Annotated in this window: 12 protein-coding genes and 1 pseudogene; 12 read left to right on the forward strand and 1 reads right to left on the reverse strand. The window is 53.5% G+C overall.

All coding sequences use genetic code 11. From position 1 onward, the window contains the following. Nucleotides 1–284 precede the first annotated feature (284 nt). From ABV298_RS22705 to ABV298_RS22755, 11 genes and pseudogenes are all read left to right on the forward strand, one after another. Complete coding sequence (locus ABV298_RS22705; RefSeq protein ID WP_353718445.1) at nucleotides 285–1,982, forward strand: polysaccharide lyase; 1,698 nt, start codon at nucleotides 285–287, stop codon at nucleotides 1,980–1,982. An 8-nt stretch (nucleotides 1,983–1,990) separates the two neighbouring features. Next, nucleotides 1,991–2,452, forward strand: a complete 462-nt coding sequence (locus ABV298_RS22710; RefSeq protein WP_353718446.1) for a hypothetical protein — start codon at nucleotides 1,991–1,993, stop codon at nucleotides 2,450–2,452. Beyond that, the gene (locus ABV298_RS22715) at nucleotides 2,385–5,141 is read left to right on the forward strand and encodes a DUF6298 domain-containing protein (RefSeq protein WP_353718447.1); all 2,757 of its coding nucleotides are present in this window, start codon (nucleotides 2,385–2,387) and stop codon (nucleotides 5,139–5,141) included. The genes ABV298_RS22710 and ABV298_RS22715 overlap by 68 nt, the downstream gene beginning before the upstream one ends. Continuing rightward, on the forward strand, nucleotides 5,141–6,691 hold the full coding sequence (locus ABV298_RS22720; RefSeq protein ID WP_353718448.1) for a glycosyl hydrolase family 65 protein: 1,551 nt from the start codon (nucleotides 5,141–5,143) through the stop codon (nucleotides 6,689–6,691). Before ABV298_RS22715 ends, ABV298_RS22720 begins: the two co-directional genes overlap by 1 nt. Nucleotides 6,692–6,779: 88 nt before the next feature. Beyond that, a complete protein-coding gene (locus ABV298_RS22725) occupies nucleotides 6,780–7,829 on the forward strand; it encodes a sialidase family protein (RefSeq protein WP_353723227.1) in 1,050 nt (349 codons plus the stop codon). Nucleotides 7,830–7,838: 9 nt separating this feature from the next. After that, nucleotides 7,839–8,729, forward strand: a complete 891-nt coding sequence (locus ABV298_RS22730) for a sugar phosphate isomerase/epimerase family protein (RefSeq protein ID WP_353718449.1) — start codon at nucleotides 7,839–7,841, stop codon at nucleotides 8,727–8,729. A 178-nt stretch (nucleotides 8,730–8,907) separates the two neighbouring features. Further along, nucleotides 8,908–9,989 (forward strand): annotated as a pseudogene (locus tag ABV298_RS22735) (DUF5703 domain-containing protein). After that, nucleotides 9,883–11,118 (forward strand): hypothetical protein, encoded by a 1,236-nt coding sequence (locus ABV298_RS22740; protein ID WP_353718450.1) that lies wholly within the window; start codon nucleotides 9,883–9,885, stop codon nucleotides 11,116–11,118. The pseudogene ABV298_RS22735 and the gene ABV298_RS22740 overlap by 107 nt, the downstream one beginning before the upstream one ends. A gap of 229 nt (nucleotides 11,119–11,347) precedes the next feature. Continuing rightward, nucleotides 11,348–12,865 (forward strand): glycerol kinase GlpK, encoded by a 1,518-nt coding sequence (glpK, locus tag ABV298_RS22745; RefSeq protein WP_353718451.1) that lies wholly within the window; start codon nucleotides 11,348–11,350, stop codon nucleotides 12,863–12,865. Then, nucleotides 12,862–14,478: a DUF5060 domain-containing protein gene (locus ABV298_RS22750; protein WP_353718452.1), complete on the forward strand. Its 1,617-nt coding sequence runs from the start codon at nucleotides 12,862–12,864 to the stop codon at nucleotides 14,476–14,478. Before glpK ends, ABV298_RS22750 begins: the two co-directional genes overlap by 4 nt. A 161-nt stretch (nucleotides 14,479–14,639) precedes the next feature. Further along, nucleotides 14,640–15,308: an aspartate/glutamate racemase family protein gene (locus ABV298_RS22755; RefSeq protein ID WP_353718453.1), complete on the forward strand. Its 669-nt coding sequence runs from the start codon at nucleotides 14,640–14,642 to the stop codon at nucleotides 15,306–15,308. 194 nt (nucleotides 15,309–15,502) lie between these two features. Here the strand turns inward: ABV298_RS22755 and ABV298_RS22760 are convergent, their stop codons facing one another. Then, nucleotides 15,503–16,426, reverse strand: coding sequence for a RuBisCO large subunit C-terminal-like domain-containing protein (locus ABV298_RS22760; protein ID WP_353718454.1), 924 nt, complete (start codon nucleotides 16,424–16,426; stop codon nucleotides 15,503–15,505). Nucleotides 16,427–16,664: 238 nt separating this feature from the next. On the opposite strand from ABV298_RS22760, the gene ABV298_RS22765 reads away from it, so the two are divergent. Next, on the forward strand, nucleotides 16,665–19,811 hold the full coding sequence (locus ABV298_RS22765; RefSeq protein ID WP_353718455.1) for a TonB-dependent receptor: 3,147 nt from the start codon (nucleotides 16,665–16,667) through the stop codon (nucleotides 19,809–19,811). Nucleotides 19,812–19,867: the final 56 nt, after the last annotated feature.

A 19,867-nucleotide genomic window follows, 5' to 3' on the forward strand; every position in this document is an offset into this window, starting at 1 on the left:
CGAACTGTTACGGTGCTCTGCGCCCACAAATATTGCGGTGCTCTGCACCTACAAATGTTACGGTGCTCTGCACCTGCAAATGTTACGGTGCTCTGCACCTGCAATCGTTGCGGTACCGCTCCTCATCGTTGATTGACGATTCTCCTGCATTATTGCGGCGCTCTGCGCCTTCGCCGTAAGGTGCAGAGCACCGTAATAAAACTTTAATGACGCCTGCGTTTACGGGCGATATATTATATGATAATCAATTTTTTATAGGTGCGAATATCAACATAGCAATAAATATGACATCCATTCCTAAACACTCACTCCAACTAGCATTAGCCGGCCTGCTTTTAGCGCACGGTACTTTCGCTCAATATCCCAAAATCCCCGCCGCGGCCAAGAAAACGAGCGATTCGCTGCTGGCGGAAGCCGAGCGCAAATCGGAAATCGCGTGGCAGAAGGCTTTGCCGATCATCGAGGCGGAGGCTAAAAAGGGCAAGCCCTACATTCCCTGGGCGGCGCGCCCGGTGGATTTGCCGCAATCCGATATCCCCGCGTTTCCCGGTGCGGAGGGTGGCGGGGCATTCAGTTTTGGCGGCCGCGGAGGTAAGGTGTATGTGGTGAAAAGCCTCGCGGATAGCGGTCCCGGAACGCTTCGTGAAGCCTGCGAGCAGGGCGGGGCCCGCATTATCGTATTCAATGTGGCAGGGATTATCCGTTTGAAAACACCCCTCATTATCCGTGCACCTTACATTACGATTGCTGGCCAGACGGCCCCGGGCGACGGTGTTTGCGTGGCAGGCGAGAGCGTGTGGATCAACACGCACGATGTGGTGATCCGGCACATGCGTTTCCGCCGGGGCGAAACGTTCGTAGGCCGCCGCGACGATTCCATAGGCGGTAACCCCATCGGCAACATTATGATCGACCACGTTTCGGCCAGTTGGGGATTGGATGAAAACATGTCGATGTACCGGCATATGTACAACGACAGCACCGGCGCGCAGGAACAAAAACTCCCGACGGTTAATATCACGATCCAGAACTCGATATTCTCCGAAACGCTGGATACCTGGAACCATGCATTCGGCAGTACATTGGGTGGCGAGAATTGTACGTTCATGCGCAATCTCTGGGCCAACAATGCGGGCCGTAACCCGTCCATCGGCTGGTACGGGATATTCAATTTCGTCAACAATGTCGTGTTCAACTGGGTGCACCGTTCTATCGACGGCGGCGATTACCGGGCAATGTACAATATCATTAACAACTATTTCAAACCGGGGCCGCAGACTCCGAAAGATTCGCCTATCGGTTACCGCATCCTTAAACCGGAAGCGGGCCGCAGCAAGCTGAAATACCTCGTTTTCGGCCGCGCTTACGTGAACGGAAATATCGTGGAAGGCAACGAAAAAGTTACCAAAGACAACTGGGACGGCGGCGTGCAGGTGGAAGACCTGCCGAATGCCGGCAAGTACCGCGACCATATCAAATGGGACCGGCCGCTTCCGATGCCGCAGTTTCCGGTCATGAGCGCAAAGGAATCATTCGAGTACGTGCTCGCGAATGCCGGGGCCACGCTTCCGCGCCGCGATCCCGTGGATGCCCGCGTAACCACGCAGGTACGTACAGGAAAGATCAATCCGCTGGATAATGTAAAATTGCCCGAGAAGCAGTTCGAGCATCGCCGCCTGCCGATCGATTCGTACAAAAACGGCATTATCACCGACATTTCGCAGGTAGGAGGCTACCCCGAGTACAAAGGGACCCCGTATCCGGATTCGGACGACGACGGCATGCCGAACGAGTGGGAAATCAAATACGGTTTGAATCCAAAAGATCCGTCCGATGCGCAGAAAGACATGAGCGGAGACGGTTATTCAAACATAGAGAAGTTCATCAACGGCATCGATCCGAAAAAGAAAATGGATTGGAAAAACCCTAAAAATAACCATGATACCCTGGCTTCGCTGAAAGGCGCGCCCGGCCAAAAGTAGCATTTGACTTGGAAAAACTGAGATACTTGGTTAAGGTGATGAAATTCGATACGATCCTGTCGCTGACAGGATTGTATTTTCTTTTGGCGCCCATTGCATTCGGCCAGAAGAGACCCAAAAAGGCTTCGCCGGTCGCATTGGCTGAGGATGGCCGGCTTGCCTACACGCCCGATTCGCTCGGCAACCGTATTGTCGATTTTTCCTACGCCGGTTATATGGCCGGCACGCAGGCGATCCCCGACGTGCCCGTACGCGTAACGGTGCCTGCCCGCGAGGGCGACGCTACGGCGCGTATTCAGGCGGCGGTGGACTATGTCGGCAACCTGCCTTTGGATGCGAACGGCCTTCGGGGGGGCGGTGTTGCTTGGTTCCGGCGTGCATCGGGTTTTGGCGGGTATTGTCATGAAGAAGTCAGGTGTTGTGCTGCGCGGGGCCGGAATGGGCGACGGTGGAACGGTACTGCTGGGTGACGGTCGTACGCGGGAGACGGTAATCCGGGTTTTAGGGGATAATAATGCGGTATTAAAACCTGAACTGCGCATTACCGACGCCTATGTGCCGGTCAATGCAATGGGTTTTGAAGTGGAAAATGCAGGCTCACTGAAAGTCGGCGACCGCATCCGCATTGTGCGGCCTTCCACGGCCGAGTGGGTTCAAAGCTTGAAAATGGAGGAATTTGGTGGCGAAACCGGCTGGCTGGGCTGGAAACCCGGGCAGCGCGACGTTACCTGGGACCGGGTCGTTACGGCCATTTGCGGCAACAGGATCACTATCGACGCACCCGTTACAACCGCATTGGACAGTAAGTTTGGCGGCGGATTTGTGGTTCCTTACCAATGGAATGGCCGCATAGATAACATTGGAATTGAAAGCCTTCGCATTGAATCGACGTTTGACCCAAATAACCCCAAGGACGAGAACCATCGCTGGATGGGTATCACGTTTGAAAATACGGAAAACGCCTGGGTGCGGCAGGTTACGTTCCGGCATCTGGCGGGCTCGGCGGTGGCGGTTTACGAATCGGCAGGGAAGATTACCGTCGAGGATTGCAAGTCGCTGGAACCGGTTTCGGAAATTGCCGGCCAGCGGCGGAATACGTTTTTCACCCAGGGCGGGCAGGTACTCTTTCTGCGGTGTTATGCCGAATACGGCATCCATGATTTTGCCACCGGTTACTGTGCCCCGGGCCCGAATGCGTTTGTCCAGTGCGAATCCCGGCTGCCGCACGGATTCAGCGGGACTATCGACAGCTGGGCTTCGGGTGTGTTGTTCGATATCGTGAATGTCGATGGAAACGCGTTGAGCTTTAAAAACCGGGGCCAGGACGGGCAAGGAGCGGGGTGGACGGCCGCTCATTCGGTATTCTGGCAATGTTCGGCGTCGCGGATCGAGAATTTCGCGCCGCCGGGGACGCAGAACTACGCATTCGGCGCCTGGGCGGCTTTTGCCGGGGACGGTTTCTGGGAAAATGTGAACGAGCATATCCAGCCCCGTAGCCTCTACTTCGCGCAACTTTCCGACCGGCTGGGCAAGCAGGTTTTAGCCCGGTCTTTTCTGATACCCAATGAAACCGAAGCGTCCAGTAGCCCAACCGTCGAACAGGCGGCAGCATTGGTCGAAAGTTCGCACCGGCCGACGATTTTACTGACCGACTGGATCGATCAGGCCGCGCAGCGCAGCCCGGTTACAGCGGCTGGCGCCATGGTCAGGTCTATCGACGAAATCGGGTTTCCCCAACCTGAAAACATTCATGCATTACCTGCATTAACCATCCGTAACGGGCGACTGGTGCGCGGGGAGGAGCTCGTAACAGGCGCACGCCATGAGGTGCCCTGGTGGCGCGGAAGCATCCGTCCGCACGACGTGGCTGTTGCCAGGCCGCATATTACCCGCTATGTGCCGGGGCGCGTGGGCAAAGGTTTTACCGACGATTTACAGGAAATGACCGACTCGCTCCGGGGGCAGCATATCGCCGCCGTGGACCATAACTATGGCCTCTGGTACGACCGCCGCCGCGACGATCACGAGCGCATCCGCCGCATCGATGGCGAAACCTGGCCGCCTTTTTACGAGCAGCCATTCGCAAGAAGCGGAAAAGACGCCGCCTGGGACGATCTCAGCAAATACGATTTGCAGCAGTACAACGAATGGTACTGGAACCGCTTGCGCGAGTTTGTAACCCTTGCCGACCAGAAGGGCCTCTTGCTGTATCATCAAAATTATTTCCAGCACAATATCCTGGAAGCCGGTGCGCATTACGCCGATTTCCCGTGGCGGACTGCGAACAATATCAATCAGGCGGGCTTCCCGGAGCCGCCGCCTTACGCGGGCGACAAGCGTATTTTCATTGCCGACCAGTTTTACGACATCGCCAACCCCGAACGGAAAGCATTGCACCGGGCCTATATCCGGCAATGTCTGGATAATTTTTCGGGTCAAAGCGGTGTGATTCAATTCATTAGTGCGGAATATACCGGGCCGTTGCATTTCGTACAGTTCTGGCTGGACGTGATCGGCGAGTGGGAGCGGGAGAAGGGCAAAAACGCATGGGTGGCATTGAGTACCACCAAAGACGTGCAGGACGCTATCCTGGCCGATCCGAAATATGCCGCGCTGATCGATATCATCGATATCCGCTACTGGCACCGCCGCGAAAACGGTACCGATTACGCGCCGAAGGGCGGTAAAAACCTCGCGCCACGCCAGCACGCACGCATTCAGAAAACGGGTAAGGTGTCGTTCGCCTCGGTATACAGCGCGGTTTTGGAGTACAAAAAGAAATATCCCGGGAAAGCGGTGCTTTATAATGCCAATGGCGCCGAACAGCACGCCTGGGCGGTGTTGCTGGCCGGAGGCTCGGTGAGCGCGGTACCGGCTTTGCCGAAGGCGTTTCTGGCAGCGGTTGCGGCCATGCAGCCTTCGGAGGCCGCGGGTCAATATATATTGTCCCGAGAAGGTGAAGGATTGGTTATTTACCAGGAAGGTAATGCGGCTTTCGATGTCGATTTGACGCATTTTAATGGCGTTTACAGTCTGCGGCGCCTGAATGCGCGTACGGGTGCCGTTCTCGGTAAAACTGAAAAAATAAAAGGAGGAAAAGTGGTTTCACTGGTTTTCAAAGAGATAGGACCGGTTATCTATTGGTTTTCGAAAAAGTAATGAGGTATTTAAAAATTGGTTTTGGATTGATAGGCATCGGCCTTGCCGGCTTGACGGGCTGTGCACGGAAAGCGGCTGGTCCGGCTGTTCTGAAAGCGGAGGATTATCGGCATCATGTGGCGTATTTTAACCGGATGGAGGACGAAAACAAGGTGAATGCGATCCCGAATGCACGATCCTGGGAGTGGATGAAGGCCAATATCCCGCTATTCGACTGTCCGCAGGATAATTTCCGGGAAATATACTACTACCGGTGGTGGACGTACCGCAAGCACATTCACGACACGCCCCAGGGCTTTGTGATAACGGAGTTTCTGGTTGACAGGAATTATGCCGACAAATACAATATGATCAGTTGCGCCCTCGGTCATCACATTTACGAAGGCCGATGGTTGCACGATCGTCGTTACCTGGACGATAATGTACATGTGTGGTTCAGGGGGAACAATGGCGGGCGTATGAAGAAGCTGCTCAATTTTAGCAGCTGGACCGCCGACGCGCTCTACAACCGCTACAAAGTGACGCACGATAAGGCATTCCTGCTCGACATGCTGCCCGATCTCGATTCGGAATACAAGGCCTGGGAAAAAGACCGCCGTACCGAGAGCGGCCTCTTCTGGCAAACAGACGTGAAAGACGGCATGGAAGAATCGCTCAGCGGCGGCCGGCGCGAACAGAATGCCCGCCCGACCATCAACAGCTATATGTACGGCAATGCCAAAGCGCTTTCGGCCATAGCGGCATTGAAAGGCGACGGGACGATGGCCGAACTATACAATGCCAAAGCGGATACTTTAAAGCGATTGATCGACAGCCGGTTATGGAATGCCGACAGCGCATTTTTCGAAACGGTAAAAAAGCGTGGGAAGGGGCCTTTTGCGGGTGTGCGCGAAGCGATTGGGTTCATTCCGTGGTATTTCAATCTGCCCGACGAAAAGCATGACGCAGCCTGGAACCAGGTGTCCGATCCGACGGGGTTTAATGCGCCTTTCGGCCTTACTACCGCCGAACGCCGGCATCCAGGATTTCGCACCCACGGCTGCTGCCAATGCGAATGGGACGGGGCGGTGTGGCCATTCGCGACGGCGCAGACGCTTACCGGCCTTGCCAACCGCCTGAACGCCCCGAAACCGGAAGTGGTGGCGGATACGACATATTTCGGGTTGCTGGAAAAATACGTGGAATCGCAGTATTACCGCGGTAAGCCGTACATCGGCGAATATCTGGATGAAAAGACCGGCTACTGGCTCAAAGGCGACCAGGAGCGGAGCCGCTACTACAACCATTCGACATTTAATGACCTGATTATTACCGGTCTCATGGGCTTGCGCCCCCGCGCCGACGAAGTAATCGAGGTGAACCCGCTCATTCCCGGGAACAAATGGGACTGGTTTTGCCTCGACGACGTATTGTATCACGGCAAACGCCTCACCATTCTCTGGGACCGCGACGGCAGTCATTTCAAAAAAGGGCGCGGTTTGCAGGTTTTTGTGAATGGCAAAAGGGCGGGCTCGTCCGATCGGATTTCAAGGATCTTAATTAACCCATAACCCTGCATTGCAGCTCCAAATTAATATCAGAATGCAAAAAAACAGACCCGTTCGAACAACACTACTCCGCTGGATATATGGCGGAGCCATGGCCCTTATGGCACTGTCGGCCCACGCCCAGACCTTCAAAGACGGCATTCTTGTCGACGAATTCATCTTTGAAACTGCACCTTTTCCGGAAAGCCATGCGTCGACCATCGCCGAGACGCCGGCGGGGCTGGTGGCGGCGTGGTTCGGAGGAACGAAGGAGCGCAACCCCGACGTGGGCATTTGGGTGAGCCGTCTTGAAAACGGCAAATGGACCGCACCCGTGGAGGTTGCCAATGGTATTGTGAATGAAAAATTGCGCTATGCGTGCTGGAACCCGGTGTTATACCAGATCCCGAAAGGCGACCTGATGCTCTTTTACAAAGTCGGACCGAATGTGCCAGGCTGGAAGGGGTTTCTCGTCACCTCCAAAGACAATGGTAAAACCTGGTCGAAGCCGGCGGAGTTGCAGGAGGGATTTTTGGGGCCGATCAAGAACAAACCGGTATTGCTGGCAAACGGAGAGTTGTGGTGCCCGTCGAGTACCGAGGGCGAGGGAGGCTGGCGGGTGCATTTCGAGGTAACGCCCGATTTCGGCAAAACCTGGCGGAAAGTGGGCCCGTTGAACGACGGGAAGACGATTAAAGCCATTCAACCGAGCCTGTTGACCTACGCAAATGGCGATATGCAGATACTTTGCCGCAGTCAGAGCCGTTCGATCGTGGAATCATGGTCGAAGGACGGGGGAAAGACGTGGTCGGAAATGGCGCCTTCCGCATTGCCCAACAATAATTCGGGAACGGACGCTGTCACGTTGAAAGACGGCCGCCAGTTGCTGGTTTACAACCACGTGAAACCACCGGCCGGTCAGCCGAAAGGGCCTCGTACGCCGCTTAATGTGGCTGTTTCGAAAGACGGCAGAAGGTGGGAAGCGGTGCTGGTGCTCGAAGATTCGCCGATCAGCCAGTATTCGTACCCCTCGGTGATCCAGACGGCCGACGGCATGGTGCACATCGTGTACACCTGGCGCCGCCAGCGTATCAAGCACGTTAAAATCGATCCATCGAAACTGAAAGGCAAGGCGATCGTGGAGGAACAGTGGCCCATTTGACCTGAAATAATGAAAAGGAGAAGCTTTTTTAATGCATGCGTCGCCGGGATGGCGACGTTGCCGTTATTGTCGTGGACAGCGGTATTGCCCGGTCCAGTGAAAAAAACGCGATACAAGATTGCCGTGATCGATCTGATGATTTTGAAAAGGCAAAAACTGAGCGCATTGCCGCTCGCCGGTGAAATAGGTGCCGACGGCCTCGAAGTGGACATGGGCGGCCTGGGCGACCGGCCTACTTTCGATAACAAATTGGCCGACCCGGCTGTGCGCCGGCAATATCTCGACAAAGCGAAGGAACTGAACCTGGAAATCTGCTCGCTCGCGATGACCGGCTTTTATGCACAATCGTTCGCGAAACGCGACGGTGCGGAAAAAATGGTAGGCGATTGCATTGACACCATGAAGCTGATGGGTATCAAAACGGCATTCCTGCCGCTGGGTATTCAGGGCGATCTGGTCAAAAACCCGGAATTACGGCCTGCTATTGTGGAAAGACTGAAAACCGTAGGTAAAATGGCCGAAAAGGCCGGCGTTGTGATCGGCATCGAAACCGCATTGGATGCGAGGGGAGAGGTAGAGCTGTTGAAAGAGATCGGTTCGAAGCACATTCAGATTTATTTCAACTTCTCGAATCCGCTGAAAGAAGGGCGTGATCTCTGTGAAGAGCTGCGCATTTTGGGTAAAAAACGCATTTGCCAGATCCACTGCACCGATGAAGACGGTGTTTGGCTCCAAAACAACACCCGGCTGGATATGAAAAAGGTTAAAGCGACCCTCGACAGGATGGGCTGGAAGGGCTGGCTGGTGATCGAGCGCTCGCGCGATGCCAGCAAGCCACGCGATGTCAAAGGTAATTTCAGCGCGAATACCGCTTTTATGAAAACCGTTTTTCAATCCTGATCTGAATACGCCGACCTTACCCGATCGTCTTAACCGTACGCCCATGCTTGTTAATCTTTACCGGCTGTTGTCGATTTTACTGCTATTCACAAGTCGTTTAAACGCTACTGCACAGGGCTTTTCAACGGAACAATACAATTTGAAGTGGACGAGCCCGAGTAAAAACTCCGGCGAATCCATGCCTTGCGGGGGAGGCGACATCGGGCTGAATGTGTGGGTGGAGAAAGGTGATCTGCTCTTCTACATCTCACGTAGCGGCGTTTTTGATGAAAATAACGTTTTTCCCAAGCTCGGGCGCATACGCATGAGGCTTTCACCGAATCCGTTCGATGCTGGCGATAGTTTCGGGCAGGAATTGAAGTTGAATGAGGGGCACATTGAAATTACGGGAAAAAAGGGAAGCTGAGCGCTACAATAAGGGTTTGGGTCGATGTTTTCCGACCTGTTATCCATATCGATACGGAAAGCAGCAGTCCGGTTTCCGCAAAGGCCTGGTATGAAAGCTGGCGGACGGTAACCGGGGAGTTGAAGGGCAATGCGAGAAGCGCCAGTTCATACAAATGGGCAGCGCCGACCGTGCCGGTATACCCCGATAGCGTCAGGCACGAGAACGACGGGGTGCTGTTTTATCACCATAACCGCGACTCGACGATCTTCGACGCGATCGTCAGACAGCAGCAACTGGGGCCCGTAAGATCTGAACTATGGAACCCGCTAAAAAACCTGACCTATGGCGGCCGGATGAACGGTAGCGGCATGGTAGCCGATCCGGCGATCACCACGGGCAAATACGCCGATACGCCTTTCAGGGGTTTTGGATTGAAAAGCAAATCACCTTCGAAACGCATTCAGTTCCAAGTTTTCCTGCATACCGGTCAGGAAGATATCGCGGTTTGGAAAAAAGGACTTCTGGAAACCATTTCGGAAGCGTACCGATCCGAAAAAACGGCGAGGGAAAAAACGCTGGCATGGTGGAGGCAGTATTGGCAGCGGAGCTATATCGCCTTAAATACCGGCAAAAAAGATACCGCCTCGCCGGTATGGCAGGTCGGACGTAACTATCAGTTGTTTCGCTACATGCTCGGGTGCAATGCATTCGGTACCTATCCGACGAAGTTCAACGGGGGGGCTGTTCACCTACGATCCGGTTTTTGTGGACACCTCCTATCATTTCAGCGCGGACCATCGCAATTGGGGTGGGGGAATCTTTACCGCCCAGAACCAGCGGCTGGTGTACTGGCCGATGCTCAAAAGTGGTGATTTCGAGATGATGAAGCCGCAATTCGAGTTCTATCAACGCATACTCGGCAATGCAGAAACGCGGACAAGACATTACTGGGGGCATAGCGGAGCTTCGTTTACCGAGCAGATCGAAAACTTCGGCCTGCCCAATTACGCGGAATATAATTCCAAACGGCCAGCGGATTACGACCCGGGGCTGGAATACAACAAATGGCTGGAATATCTCTGGGACACATCGCTGGAATTTTGCCTGATGATCCTCGACCAGCAGCACTTCACGGGGGCGGACATCGGGCGTTATTTGCCGCTCATCGAAAGCTGCGTCGTGTTTTTCGACGAGCATTACCAGTATCTGGCCGCCCGGCGCGGTGCAGCGAAGCTGGACCAGAACGGCCACCTCGTACTTTTTCCCGGCAGCGCTGCGGAAACTTACAAAATGGCTTACAATCCGGTTACTACCGTCGCCGGTCTAAGAACGGTGCTGGAAAGAATGCTGGCACTGCCTGCGCAATACGGCGGCCCGGCGCAGCGCACGCGCTGGCAGGGTATGCTGCGTCGTGTTCCGCCGCTTAGTTTCCGCGAAATGCAGAGCCGTCGTACGATCGCCCCCGCGCAGGCCTGGGAACGCATTCAGAATACCGAAATCCCGCAGCTATACCCTGTTTTTCCGTATGGTATTTACGGCATCGGTAAACCCGACCTTGAAACCGCAGTCAACACCTGGAAGTACGACACCGAAGCCATTAAAAACCGTAATCACACGAGTTGGCACCAGGACGGGATTTTCTGCGCACGCCTGGGCCTTACGGAGGAAGCGGCCGCATTAACCATTAAAAAGTTACAGGATTCGGGACGTCGTTTCCCCGCGTTCTGGGGTCCCGGCCACGACTGGGTCCCCGACCACAACTGGGGCGGCTCGGGCATGGTCGGCTTGCAGGAAATGCTTATGCAAACCAGCGGAGATTCCATTTATCTTCTGCCCGCCTGGCCCGATGATTGGGATGTGCGGTTCAGGCTGCATGCGCCGCTGAACACAACCGTAGAAGGCGAATGGAAAGCAGGCAAAATGGTGAGCCTGACGGTGACGCCAGAGAGCAGAAAAAGCGACGTAATTTGCTCCAAATGTGGTGTGTTAAAGGGTAGGTAAATGTTAAAATAGATTTGCCGTTTCTCGCACCGAGCGGAGCAATGATACTACTGATCGCGGCGAAAAACATAGTGTCCAAATTCAGGTTGCCGAATTTATAGTCATAAAAATTGCATCCAAGGCAATATATTACATAAATTAATCAATATTTTTTATCTTTGTTTTCGATTGTTTTTCTTTTCTTTGTTTTGAGAAAGTGGTTTAATAAGTTTAAAAACAAGGCTTCCGGATGTTGAATGGCCCATTTGTGCTGGCGATCGACCAGGGTACGAGTAGTACTAAAACTGTCATTTTTAATGAGAAAGGGAAGGTTGTAGCGCGAGGAAGCGAGCCGTTGCGTACAATGTATCTGGACGGCGGCCTGGTCGAGCAGGACCCGCAGGAGATTTTTGAAAACGTACTTGCTTCGGTCGCAAAATGCCTCGCAGATTTTATAAGCCAGGGAGGACGTATAGAGGACATCCGTTCGTCGGGGATTTCTAACCAGAGGGAAACATTTGTCGTTTGGAATAGCGACGGCGAACCGCTGTATAATGCGGTAGTCTGGCAATGCAAACGATCGACAGCCGTTTGCGAGCAACTACGTGCGACCGGGCTCGAAGATATGATCCGTCGAAAGACCGGACTGCTGGCTGATCCCTATTTCTCGGGCTCAAAAGTGATTTGGTTGAACTTATACAATAACGCTGTCAAAAGGGCGATTTTCGAGGGGAATGCGTATTTCGGAACGGTGGATACATGGTTGCTCTACCGCTTGACCGGCGGCGCCGCTTACCTCACCGATCACACCAACGCATCCAGGACGCTTTTTTTTAATCTCGAAACGCTTTCATGGGACGACGAGCTCATCCGGTCGTTCGGATTGGAGGGCTTGCATTTGCCTGATATACAGCCGTCTTCATCTTTTTTCGGTGAAACGGATTTTGGAGGCCTGTTGCCGGGCCGCGTACCGGTGACGGCGATGATCGGCGATTCGCATGCCGCCGCTTTCGGGGAAGGATGTTTTGGCCTGGGAATTGCAAAGGCCACTTTGGGCACCGGGTCCTCTATCCTGATGAATATCGGTGCGAAGGCGAAAGTGTCGCATCAGGGAATGGTCACGACGATCGGCTGGAGTGCGGGCGATCGGGTCGAGTATGCGCTGGAAGGCGTGATTGTAACTTGTGGGGCGACGATCGAATGGCTTAAAACTCATCTGGGCCTTTTTAGCGACATCCGCGAAACGGAGTCTATGGCACGTTCCGTAAAAGATAGTGGCGGCGTTTACCTGATTCCGGCTTTCAGCGGTTTGGGGGCGCCGCATTGGGATATGAACCGCAAGGCGTCGATTACCGGCCTGACATTTAATTCCGATAAAAACCACGTCGTCCGTGCAGCCCTCGAATCCATTCCCTATCAAATCAGGGACGTGATTGTTGCGATGGAGTCCGACACAGGCATTGCATTGCGGGAATTGAAGGTCGATGGCGGATTGACTTCCAATGGCTTTGTGGTGCAGATGCTGGCCGATCTGCTGGAAAAGCCGGTTGTTACCCCTGGTTTTCCGGAAGTTTCCGCTTTGGGAGCGGCGTATCTTTCGGGACTGTATTCCGGGGTTTATCCTGGCATCGAATATTTACAGCAATTAAATGAGCGTCAATCTTCGGTAATGCCGAACGCGGCGAACGAAGCAGTGAAGGCAGGCTACCGTGGCTGGCAGGAGGCCGTGGGTTCTGCACGGCAAGTATTTATAACAGATTCATTATGAGGAATTTTTCGGTATTTGTTGCGCTTTTTCTGGTTTCGTTTCTGGCATTGGCACAGGACGGTGCGGGGCGTCGCATAGAGCGATGGGAGCGGTTTGAGGTGACTTTGACAGGGCCGCAGGCGGGCAACCCGTTTGCTGACGTGACCTTATCGGCCGAATTCACCAATGGCAGCGAAAAAGTAAAAGTGGCTGGTTTCTACGACGGAAACGGCCGGTATAAAGTGCGCTTCATGCCTGGGCGGACCGGTGAATGGAAATACAAAATCATTAGCAATAATAAATCGTTGCATGGCAAAACCGGGGCATTTACCTGCACCGAGCCCGGCAAGGACAATCATGGACCTGTACAAGTCGCCGACACTTTTCATTTCAGGTATGCGGACGGCAAGCGCTATTATCCTTTCGGGACTACGTTATACGCATGGACGCATCAGCCCGAAGGCTTGGAGGAAATTACCCTGAAGACGCTGGCGAACGCGCCGTTCAACAAGGTGAGAATGTGCGTTTTTCCCAAGTACTATTCGCACGTGGAAAACGAGCCGCCCTTTTATCCCTATGCGAAAAAGTCCGAAACAAGGGACGCAAAGGGCAAGCCGAGATTTGAATGGGACTTTTCAAGGTTTGAGCCTGCTTTTTTTCAACATCTCGAGAGACGGATCGACGACCTTAAGAAACTGGGCATTGAGGCCGACGTGATTATTTTTCATCCCTACGATAAGGGGCACTGGGGATTTGACAGTCTTGGTAAAGAGAACGATCTGAAATATATCCGGTACCTGACGGCCCGGCTGGCATCGTTCCGGAATGTGTGGTGGTCGATGGCGAACGAGTTTGATTATGTGAAAACGAAACCCCGTGCAGATTGGGACATTTATACCAAGGCTATCGTGGATTCGGATCCTTACGGTCACCTTTGTTCGATCCACAATGGCAGCGTTTACTACGACAACTGGAAACCCGAATTTACACACGTCAGCATCCAAAACGGCTCGGTAGTCGAGGACTTTGGCCGGGCGGTGTTGCTGAGAGATGTGTTTTTTAAGCCGATGGTTTACGATGAAGTTTGCTACGAAGGCGATTTGCCGCAGCGCTGGGGACATTTGAGCGGGCAGGAAATGACCGAAGCTTTCTGGCAGGGGGTGATTGCCGGAACGTACGTGACGCACGGGGAGACATTCAGGAACGCAGGCGATACGATTTTCTGGGCAAAAGGCGGACGACTGACCGGCAGTAGTCCGGCCAGGATCGGATTTCTGAAAAAAATACTGGAAGATGCGCCGGGCCCGCTGGAATTGTCGGACCCGTGGAAAGATCACCGCACAGCGAGGGCAGACAGCAGTCATTATCTGGTTTATTTCGGCAAGCATATGCAACCGGAATGGACGTTTAACCTGCCCCGAAAAGGTGGCCCCAAGGCCGGCCGGAAGTTCAGGGTGGAGGTAATCGATACCTGGAATATGACTATCGATGAGCGGCCGGAGATTTTTGAAACTGACGAGGCGGTAGACTACCGCGTTTTCGATAAAAAAGAGAACCCCGATCCGACTACCCATGACGCCCTATTTAGCCTTGCGGATCAGGCAGGTTGGGCATTAAAGACTTTGATTGGTTAACATAGATAGTAAAGGATTAAAAAGACCGGATTATATCTGGTCTTTTTTTGCTTTTTTCTTTTTACAATGCTTTTTTTCTAAATTCGAAACAAATAGAATATAATCGAAATAAATTCTTTCCTGGTCAAAAGTTTCTAACCGACTTTTCCGAAACCTTATTCATGAAGCCTTTTACATTGGGATTGATCCATACCTCGGCTACCCTTGTGCCGATTTTTCAGCAATTGTGCAGCGAACACCTGCCGGGTGTCAACGTATTCAATATCGTCGACGACAGTCTGATAAAAGATGTAATCGCGAAAGGGAAACTGGAACCGGGTACGGCAAGGCGGGTAGTCGATCATGTTGCTTCGGCGGAAATGGCGGGAGCCGACCGCATTCTGGTAACCTGCTCATCGATTGGACGGGCTGTGGAAGCGGCCGCTTCGCTGGTGTCTGTTCCTGTGCTGCGCGTCGACCAACCCATGGCGGATCTTGCGGTGTCCGTCGGCAAGCGTATCGGCGTAGTGGCTACCCTGCGTACAACTCTCGAGCCCACCAGCGATCTTGTAAGGCGCCGCGCACAGGTTGCGGGTAAGGAAGTTGAGGTCGTCAGCCGGCTATGCGAGGGTGCTTTCGATGCGCTTATTGGCGGGGATGCCGCGCGGCATGACCAGATGGTTGCAGAAGCATTGCGGGAACTGTCTGCACAGGCGGACGTGATCCTGCTGGCGCAGGCATCGATGGCGCGGGTTGTCGATACGCTTTCGGAAGAGGAAAAGACAGTGCTCATCGTCGCTAGTCCTCCGACTGCGATCCGGTATCTGGCTTCGGTTATTAATGGAGATTAAAATGTTGTTTTTCAAGAAAATATGTATTGCTATGGCTATGCTGGGAATGGCTGTGTGCGACGGTAAGTCTCAAACGCTTGCCCGCCCCATTGACCTGAGGACACCACCGGTAAAACAGGCTTACCGAGCGGCTCTGCTGCGAGACACGAGGCGATGGAGCGCACCACGGAGTCGTCCGGTTCCCAGAATTTATTTTAAATACCATTTACATGAAGCTGATCCACTCCTGCCAGCCGCCACAGCTTTTGGTGAGCGGGAAATTCGATTGCCAGCAAGGGATGCCGGTTGAGCATGCCCCAGCCATTGCGATGGCCATGGATTGCCAGTTGCCCGAGGTCGCCGATGCGCTTGACAGCCGAAAGACCGACGCTATTAATGCTCATCATCACGCAGCTTCCGCCGCATTTGATCACATAATCATATTTCCGAAGCATCGGCTCCATTTCGTCGCTGATATTGAAAGCATACATGATTTTCTTCCCGGTACGATCGGCATGGCGGTTGATCACTTCCATGACGGCGTCTACACGATCTTCGAAACGCGAATTGGCGGCTGAGGCCATTAACTCGTCATCTTTCACGAAATCGATACCGGCTTGGGCGAGCGTATGTACGACACCGGCCGTTTGCGCGGGAGTCAGACCGATGCTGGGTTTGATAATGGTGCCAATCAGCGGTCTCCCGGGACCAACGCCCGTGAGGGACCGGCAACCGGCGATGCCGAACCGCGGTCCGCGATAATGGCTGGCGTAGGCGTCGGGAAAATGGATATCCACCAGTTTCAGGCCTGTGAACCGGGTTATTTCGTACAAATTGCCCTGTAATGTGGACACGAGCGTCGGGAGGTTATATCCGAAATTTTCAGCCGACCAGGATACGTCCACCAGCGCGCGCCGGTAACCCCCGTAGGATGAACTTGCACCGGGTAGCGCGGGCGAGGCGACGGTTTCGAGTTCTTCGATACGCTCTACCCGGGCTGCGAAGCGGTCTTTGAGCTCCTTCGTTTCGCCCGGCACGGCTACGAACGTTCCCGACGACTGCTCGCCGGCAAGCACCGCCGCCGCTTTTTCGACCTCATAAGGCGTTTCAATGTAATATCGTGCCGTGATTCTTTCCATTTGTTTCCGGTTGGTCTATTTATGTTTACGAATCTAGTTTCTTTTGATTCTATTTTAAGTTGGCTTTTTACGCTAGTGGCCTGCCTGGATCGGTTTTTACCAATTTTTTATAAAAATAAGACATAAATTGCTTGTAAAAGTTTTTTATAAATGGAATTGTTCATACTTTTCGTAAAAATTAGAATATAAAAGAAAGAAAAGCAAAAATCTACACTTCCCCTAAACACTAAAAAGGTTTATGAAACAACTCTTACGCATCATTCTGGCATACTTGCTGGTTATTCCGGCGATGTATGCGCAGACGCTGTCCGTCACGGGCAGGGTAACGGGTGTGAGCGATGCCGACCCGCTGCCGGGGGTGAGCGTCGTGATCAAGGGCACGCAGCGAGGAACGACTACAAATTCGGACGGAGCGTTCCGGATAGACGTGCCGGACCAGGCTACGGTGCTGGTATTCAGTTTTGTGGGATACAAGTCAGTGGAGGAAACGGTCGGCTCGCGCACCGACATCGGCGTGAGGCTTGTGCCGGAAAACAAATCGCTGGAAGAGGTCGTGGTGGTGGGCTACGGAACGCAGAGCAAGCGGGCGGTGACGGGCGCGGTGATTTCCGTTAATTACGATAAATTCAAAGACCGGTCGTTCAGTAACGTGACCCAGTCGCTGGCCGGGACGCTGCCGGGAGTTAATATTTCGCAGTCACAGGGCGCGCCGGGCGCTTCGCCCGTGATCAAAATCCGCGGCATCAGTTCTATTACGGCCGGAACCAACCCGCTCATCGTGGTGGATGGCGTGCCGCTGGAAAACTTCAACCTTAACCTGATCAACCCGCAGGATATCGAATCCATTGAAGTGCTGAAAGACGCTTCGTCGGCGGCTATTTACGGTTCGCGGGGATCGAGCGGGGTTATTATTGTAACTACCAAAACCGGTAAACCCGGCAAGGTGAATGTAAGCGCCAACGTGGAATACGGTTCCCAGAAGGTGGTCCGCCGCGTGAAAATGATGGATGCGCAGCAATTTATCGAAACTTATATCGACGCTAAAAATAACGCCTGGACGGCCCAGGGCGGCAATGCGGGCGATCCTAACAGCGTACGCCCGGCAACGTTGCGTATCCCTGAGGATTTTACCCAAAACGCGCAGCAGTTTGGGAAGGGTACCGACTGGCAGGATGTGATGTTCCGTACGGCCCCGTCTTTCAATGCACAAGTGACCGTTACCGGTGGCACGGAGAAAACGCAGTACATGTTTTCGGGGGCATATCTGGATCAAACGGCCGTTCTGGACGCCAATTATTATAAGCGTCTGGCAATTCGTTCAAATCTCAAGACGCAGATCTCGAAGCGGCTCAGCGCCGGTCTGAATATCGGGATTACCTCGATTTTCGACCGCACGGAGGGTACACAAGGCAAAAGCGACGTGATCAGCCTAGGCCTGCAAAGCGACCCTATTTTTCCGGTTTACAATGAAAACGGAAATCTCGGTTTCCGCGACCCGAATTCGACCTGGTTCCGCTTCACTTCCTATGCCGATATGAACCTCTGGCACCCATATTCGCTCACACGCGAGGTCGACCGCGGGCGCAAGTCGTTTAATACGCTGGCAACAGGTTATCTGGAATATGAAATTATCGACGGACTACGCTTTCGTACCAGCCTCAGCGGGAACCTTTATAATATGCGCAACAATTTTTACTGGAACGACAAGCAAAAATATGGCTATTCGGCCGTGCTGGCCGCACAAGGGAATGCGAATGACGCCTACATGCTGAACTGGTTGAGCGAGAACACGTTCACTTACGATAAAAAGGTCGGGGAGCATTCGTTTACGGGCCTGCTGGGTTACACCAGCCAGAAACAGCGTGACGAAACTATTTATGTAGCGGCCAATAACTTCCCGAACGACCTCGTGCATACGCTCAACGCGGGAACGGTAACGGCCGGGAATACCACCGCCAGCGAATGGTCGCTGCTTTCGTACCTGGCGCGTTTGCAGTATAATTTTAAAAACCGGTATTTCCTGGCGGGCGCATTGCGTCGCGACGGTATGTCGCGGTTTGGCGAGAACAACAAATGGGGCTATTTTCCTTCCGTTTCGGCAGGCTGGCTGATTTCGGATGAAGCATTCATGTCGGGTGCGACGGCTGTGAACAACCTGAAACTGCGTGCGAGCTACGGGGTAACGGGCAACAACCAGATTCCCAACTACGGTGCGATCAGCCTGTTGGCGGCTGCCCAATACGTGAATGGCTCGAATTTAGCGAACGGCTTGAAAGTGAATAGCCTGGCGAATCCCGACTTGAAGTGGGAAAAGACCAACCAATTCAACGTCGGCGTAGATCTGGGGCTTTTTAATAACCGCATTAACCTGTCGGCGGAGTATTATAACTCGGTTACGCGCGATATGCTGCTCTTTGTGCCTGTGCCCGACATTACGGGCTTCTCGACACAGCTGACTAACATCGGCAAAATGCGCAACCGTGGCGTGGAATTGAATATCTCTACCAAAAACCTGACAGGGGCTCTCACATGGACAACCGATTTCAACTTTTCCAGAAACCGCAATAAAGTGCTGCAACTCGGCCCGGGCAATGCGCCGATCCAGTACGTCGATAACGTCGTGACGGTACGCACGGAGGTTGGTCAGCCGGTTTCGAACTTCTACGGCTACATTTTCGACGGTGTCTTCAAAAACCAGGCGGAAATCGATGCCTACCCGCATCATGCGAGTACGACGCCGGGCGACCCGAAAGTGCGCGACGTAAACGGCGACGGCAAGATCAGCGATGCCGACCGGACCGTTCTGGGCAACTACCAGCCGAATTTCACGGCAGGTATCACAAATACAGTCGGTTATAAAGGCTTCGAGTTGTCGTTCCTGTTCCAGGGCTCGTTCGGCGGCGAGATTGCGAATAATAACGTGCGCTATCTTGGTACATGGGACAATGGACGGAATTTTTTCGCGGACATGTACAACTACTGGCGTTCGGAAAGCGAGCCCGGGGACGGAAAGCATTTCAAGCCGTCGGTTAATTACCTCGGGTTGCAGAAGCAGTTTTCGTCTTACTGGGTCGAGGACGCTTCGTTCGTGCGGCTGCGGAACGTGCGCGTATCCTACACTGTGCCTGCCAAATGGGCCTCGAGGCTGAAAATGAGCAGCGCCCGGGTATATGTGAATGCGGAGAATGTGCATTTGTGGAGCAAATATATCGGCTATGATCCGGAGAATACGACCTACGGAACTACCTCCTATTCGAGCAGCATGGAAACGGCCGGATCGTACAGCAGCGGCAACGCGCCCGTGCCGGGGGCATTTCAGGGGGTTGATTACGGATCTTACCCGTTGCCACGCGTGATTACTGTTGGGATTAAGGCTGATTTTTAAGGTTTCATGCCACGAAGACACGAATTTACACAAATGCCTTCGTGAATATTCGTGCC

It is taken from the genome of Dyadobacter sp. 676, assembly GCF_040448675.1.
Classification (GTDB): Bacteria; Bacteroidota; Bacteroidia; order Cytophagales; family Spirosomataceae; genus Dyadobacter.

What these genes read in the sequence shown, in the direction of transcription:
- ABV298_RS22705 (WP_353718445.1), top strand. Translation starts at nt 285, where the DNA reads ATGACATCCATTCCTAAACACTCACTCCAACTAGCATTAGCCGGCCTG.
- ABV298_RS22715 (WP_353718447.1), top strand. Translation starts at nt 2,385, where the DNA reads ATGAAGAAGTCAGGTGTTGTGCTGCGCGGGGCCGGAATGGGCGACGGT.
- ABV298_RS22720 (WP_353718448.1), top strand. Translation starts at nt 5,141, where the DNA reads ATGAGGTATTTAAAAATTGGTTTTGGATTGATAGGCATCGGCCTTGCC.
- ABV298_RS22725 (WP_353723227.1), top strand. Translation starts at nt 6,780, where the DNA reads ATGGCCCTTATGGCACTGTCGGCCCACGCCCAGACCTTCAAAGACGGC.
- ABV298_RS22730 (WP_353718449.1), top strand. Translation starts at nt 7,839, where the DNA reads ATGAAAAGGAGAAGCTTTTTTAATGCATGCGTCGCCGGGATGGCGACG.
- glpK (WP_353718451.1), top strand. Translation starts at nt 11,348, where the DNA reads ATGTTGAATGGCCCATTTGTGCTGGCGATCGACCAGGGTACGAGTAGT.
- ABV298_RS22750 (WP_353718452.1), top strand. Translation starts at nt 12,862, where the DNA reads ATGAGGAATTTTTCGGTATTTGTTGCGCTTTTTCTGGTTTCGTTTCTG.
- ABV298_RS22755 (WP_353718453.1), top strand. Translation starts at nt 14,640, where the DNA reads ATGAAGCCTTTTACATTGGGATTGATCCATACCTCGGCTACCCTTGTG.
- ABV298_RS22760 (WP_353718454.1), bottom strand. Translation starts at nt 16,426, where the DNA reads ATGGAAAGAATCACGGCACGATATTACATTGAAACGCCTTATGAGGTC.
- ABV298_RS22765 (WP_353718455.1), top strand. Translation starts at nt 16,665, where the DNA reads ATGAAACAACTCTTACGCATCATTCTGGCATACTTGCTGGTTATTCCG.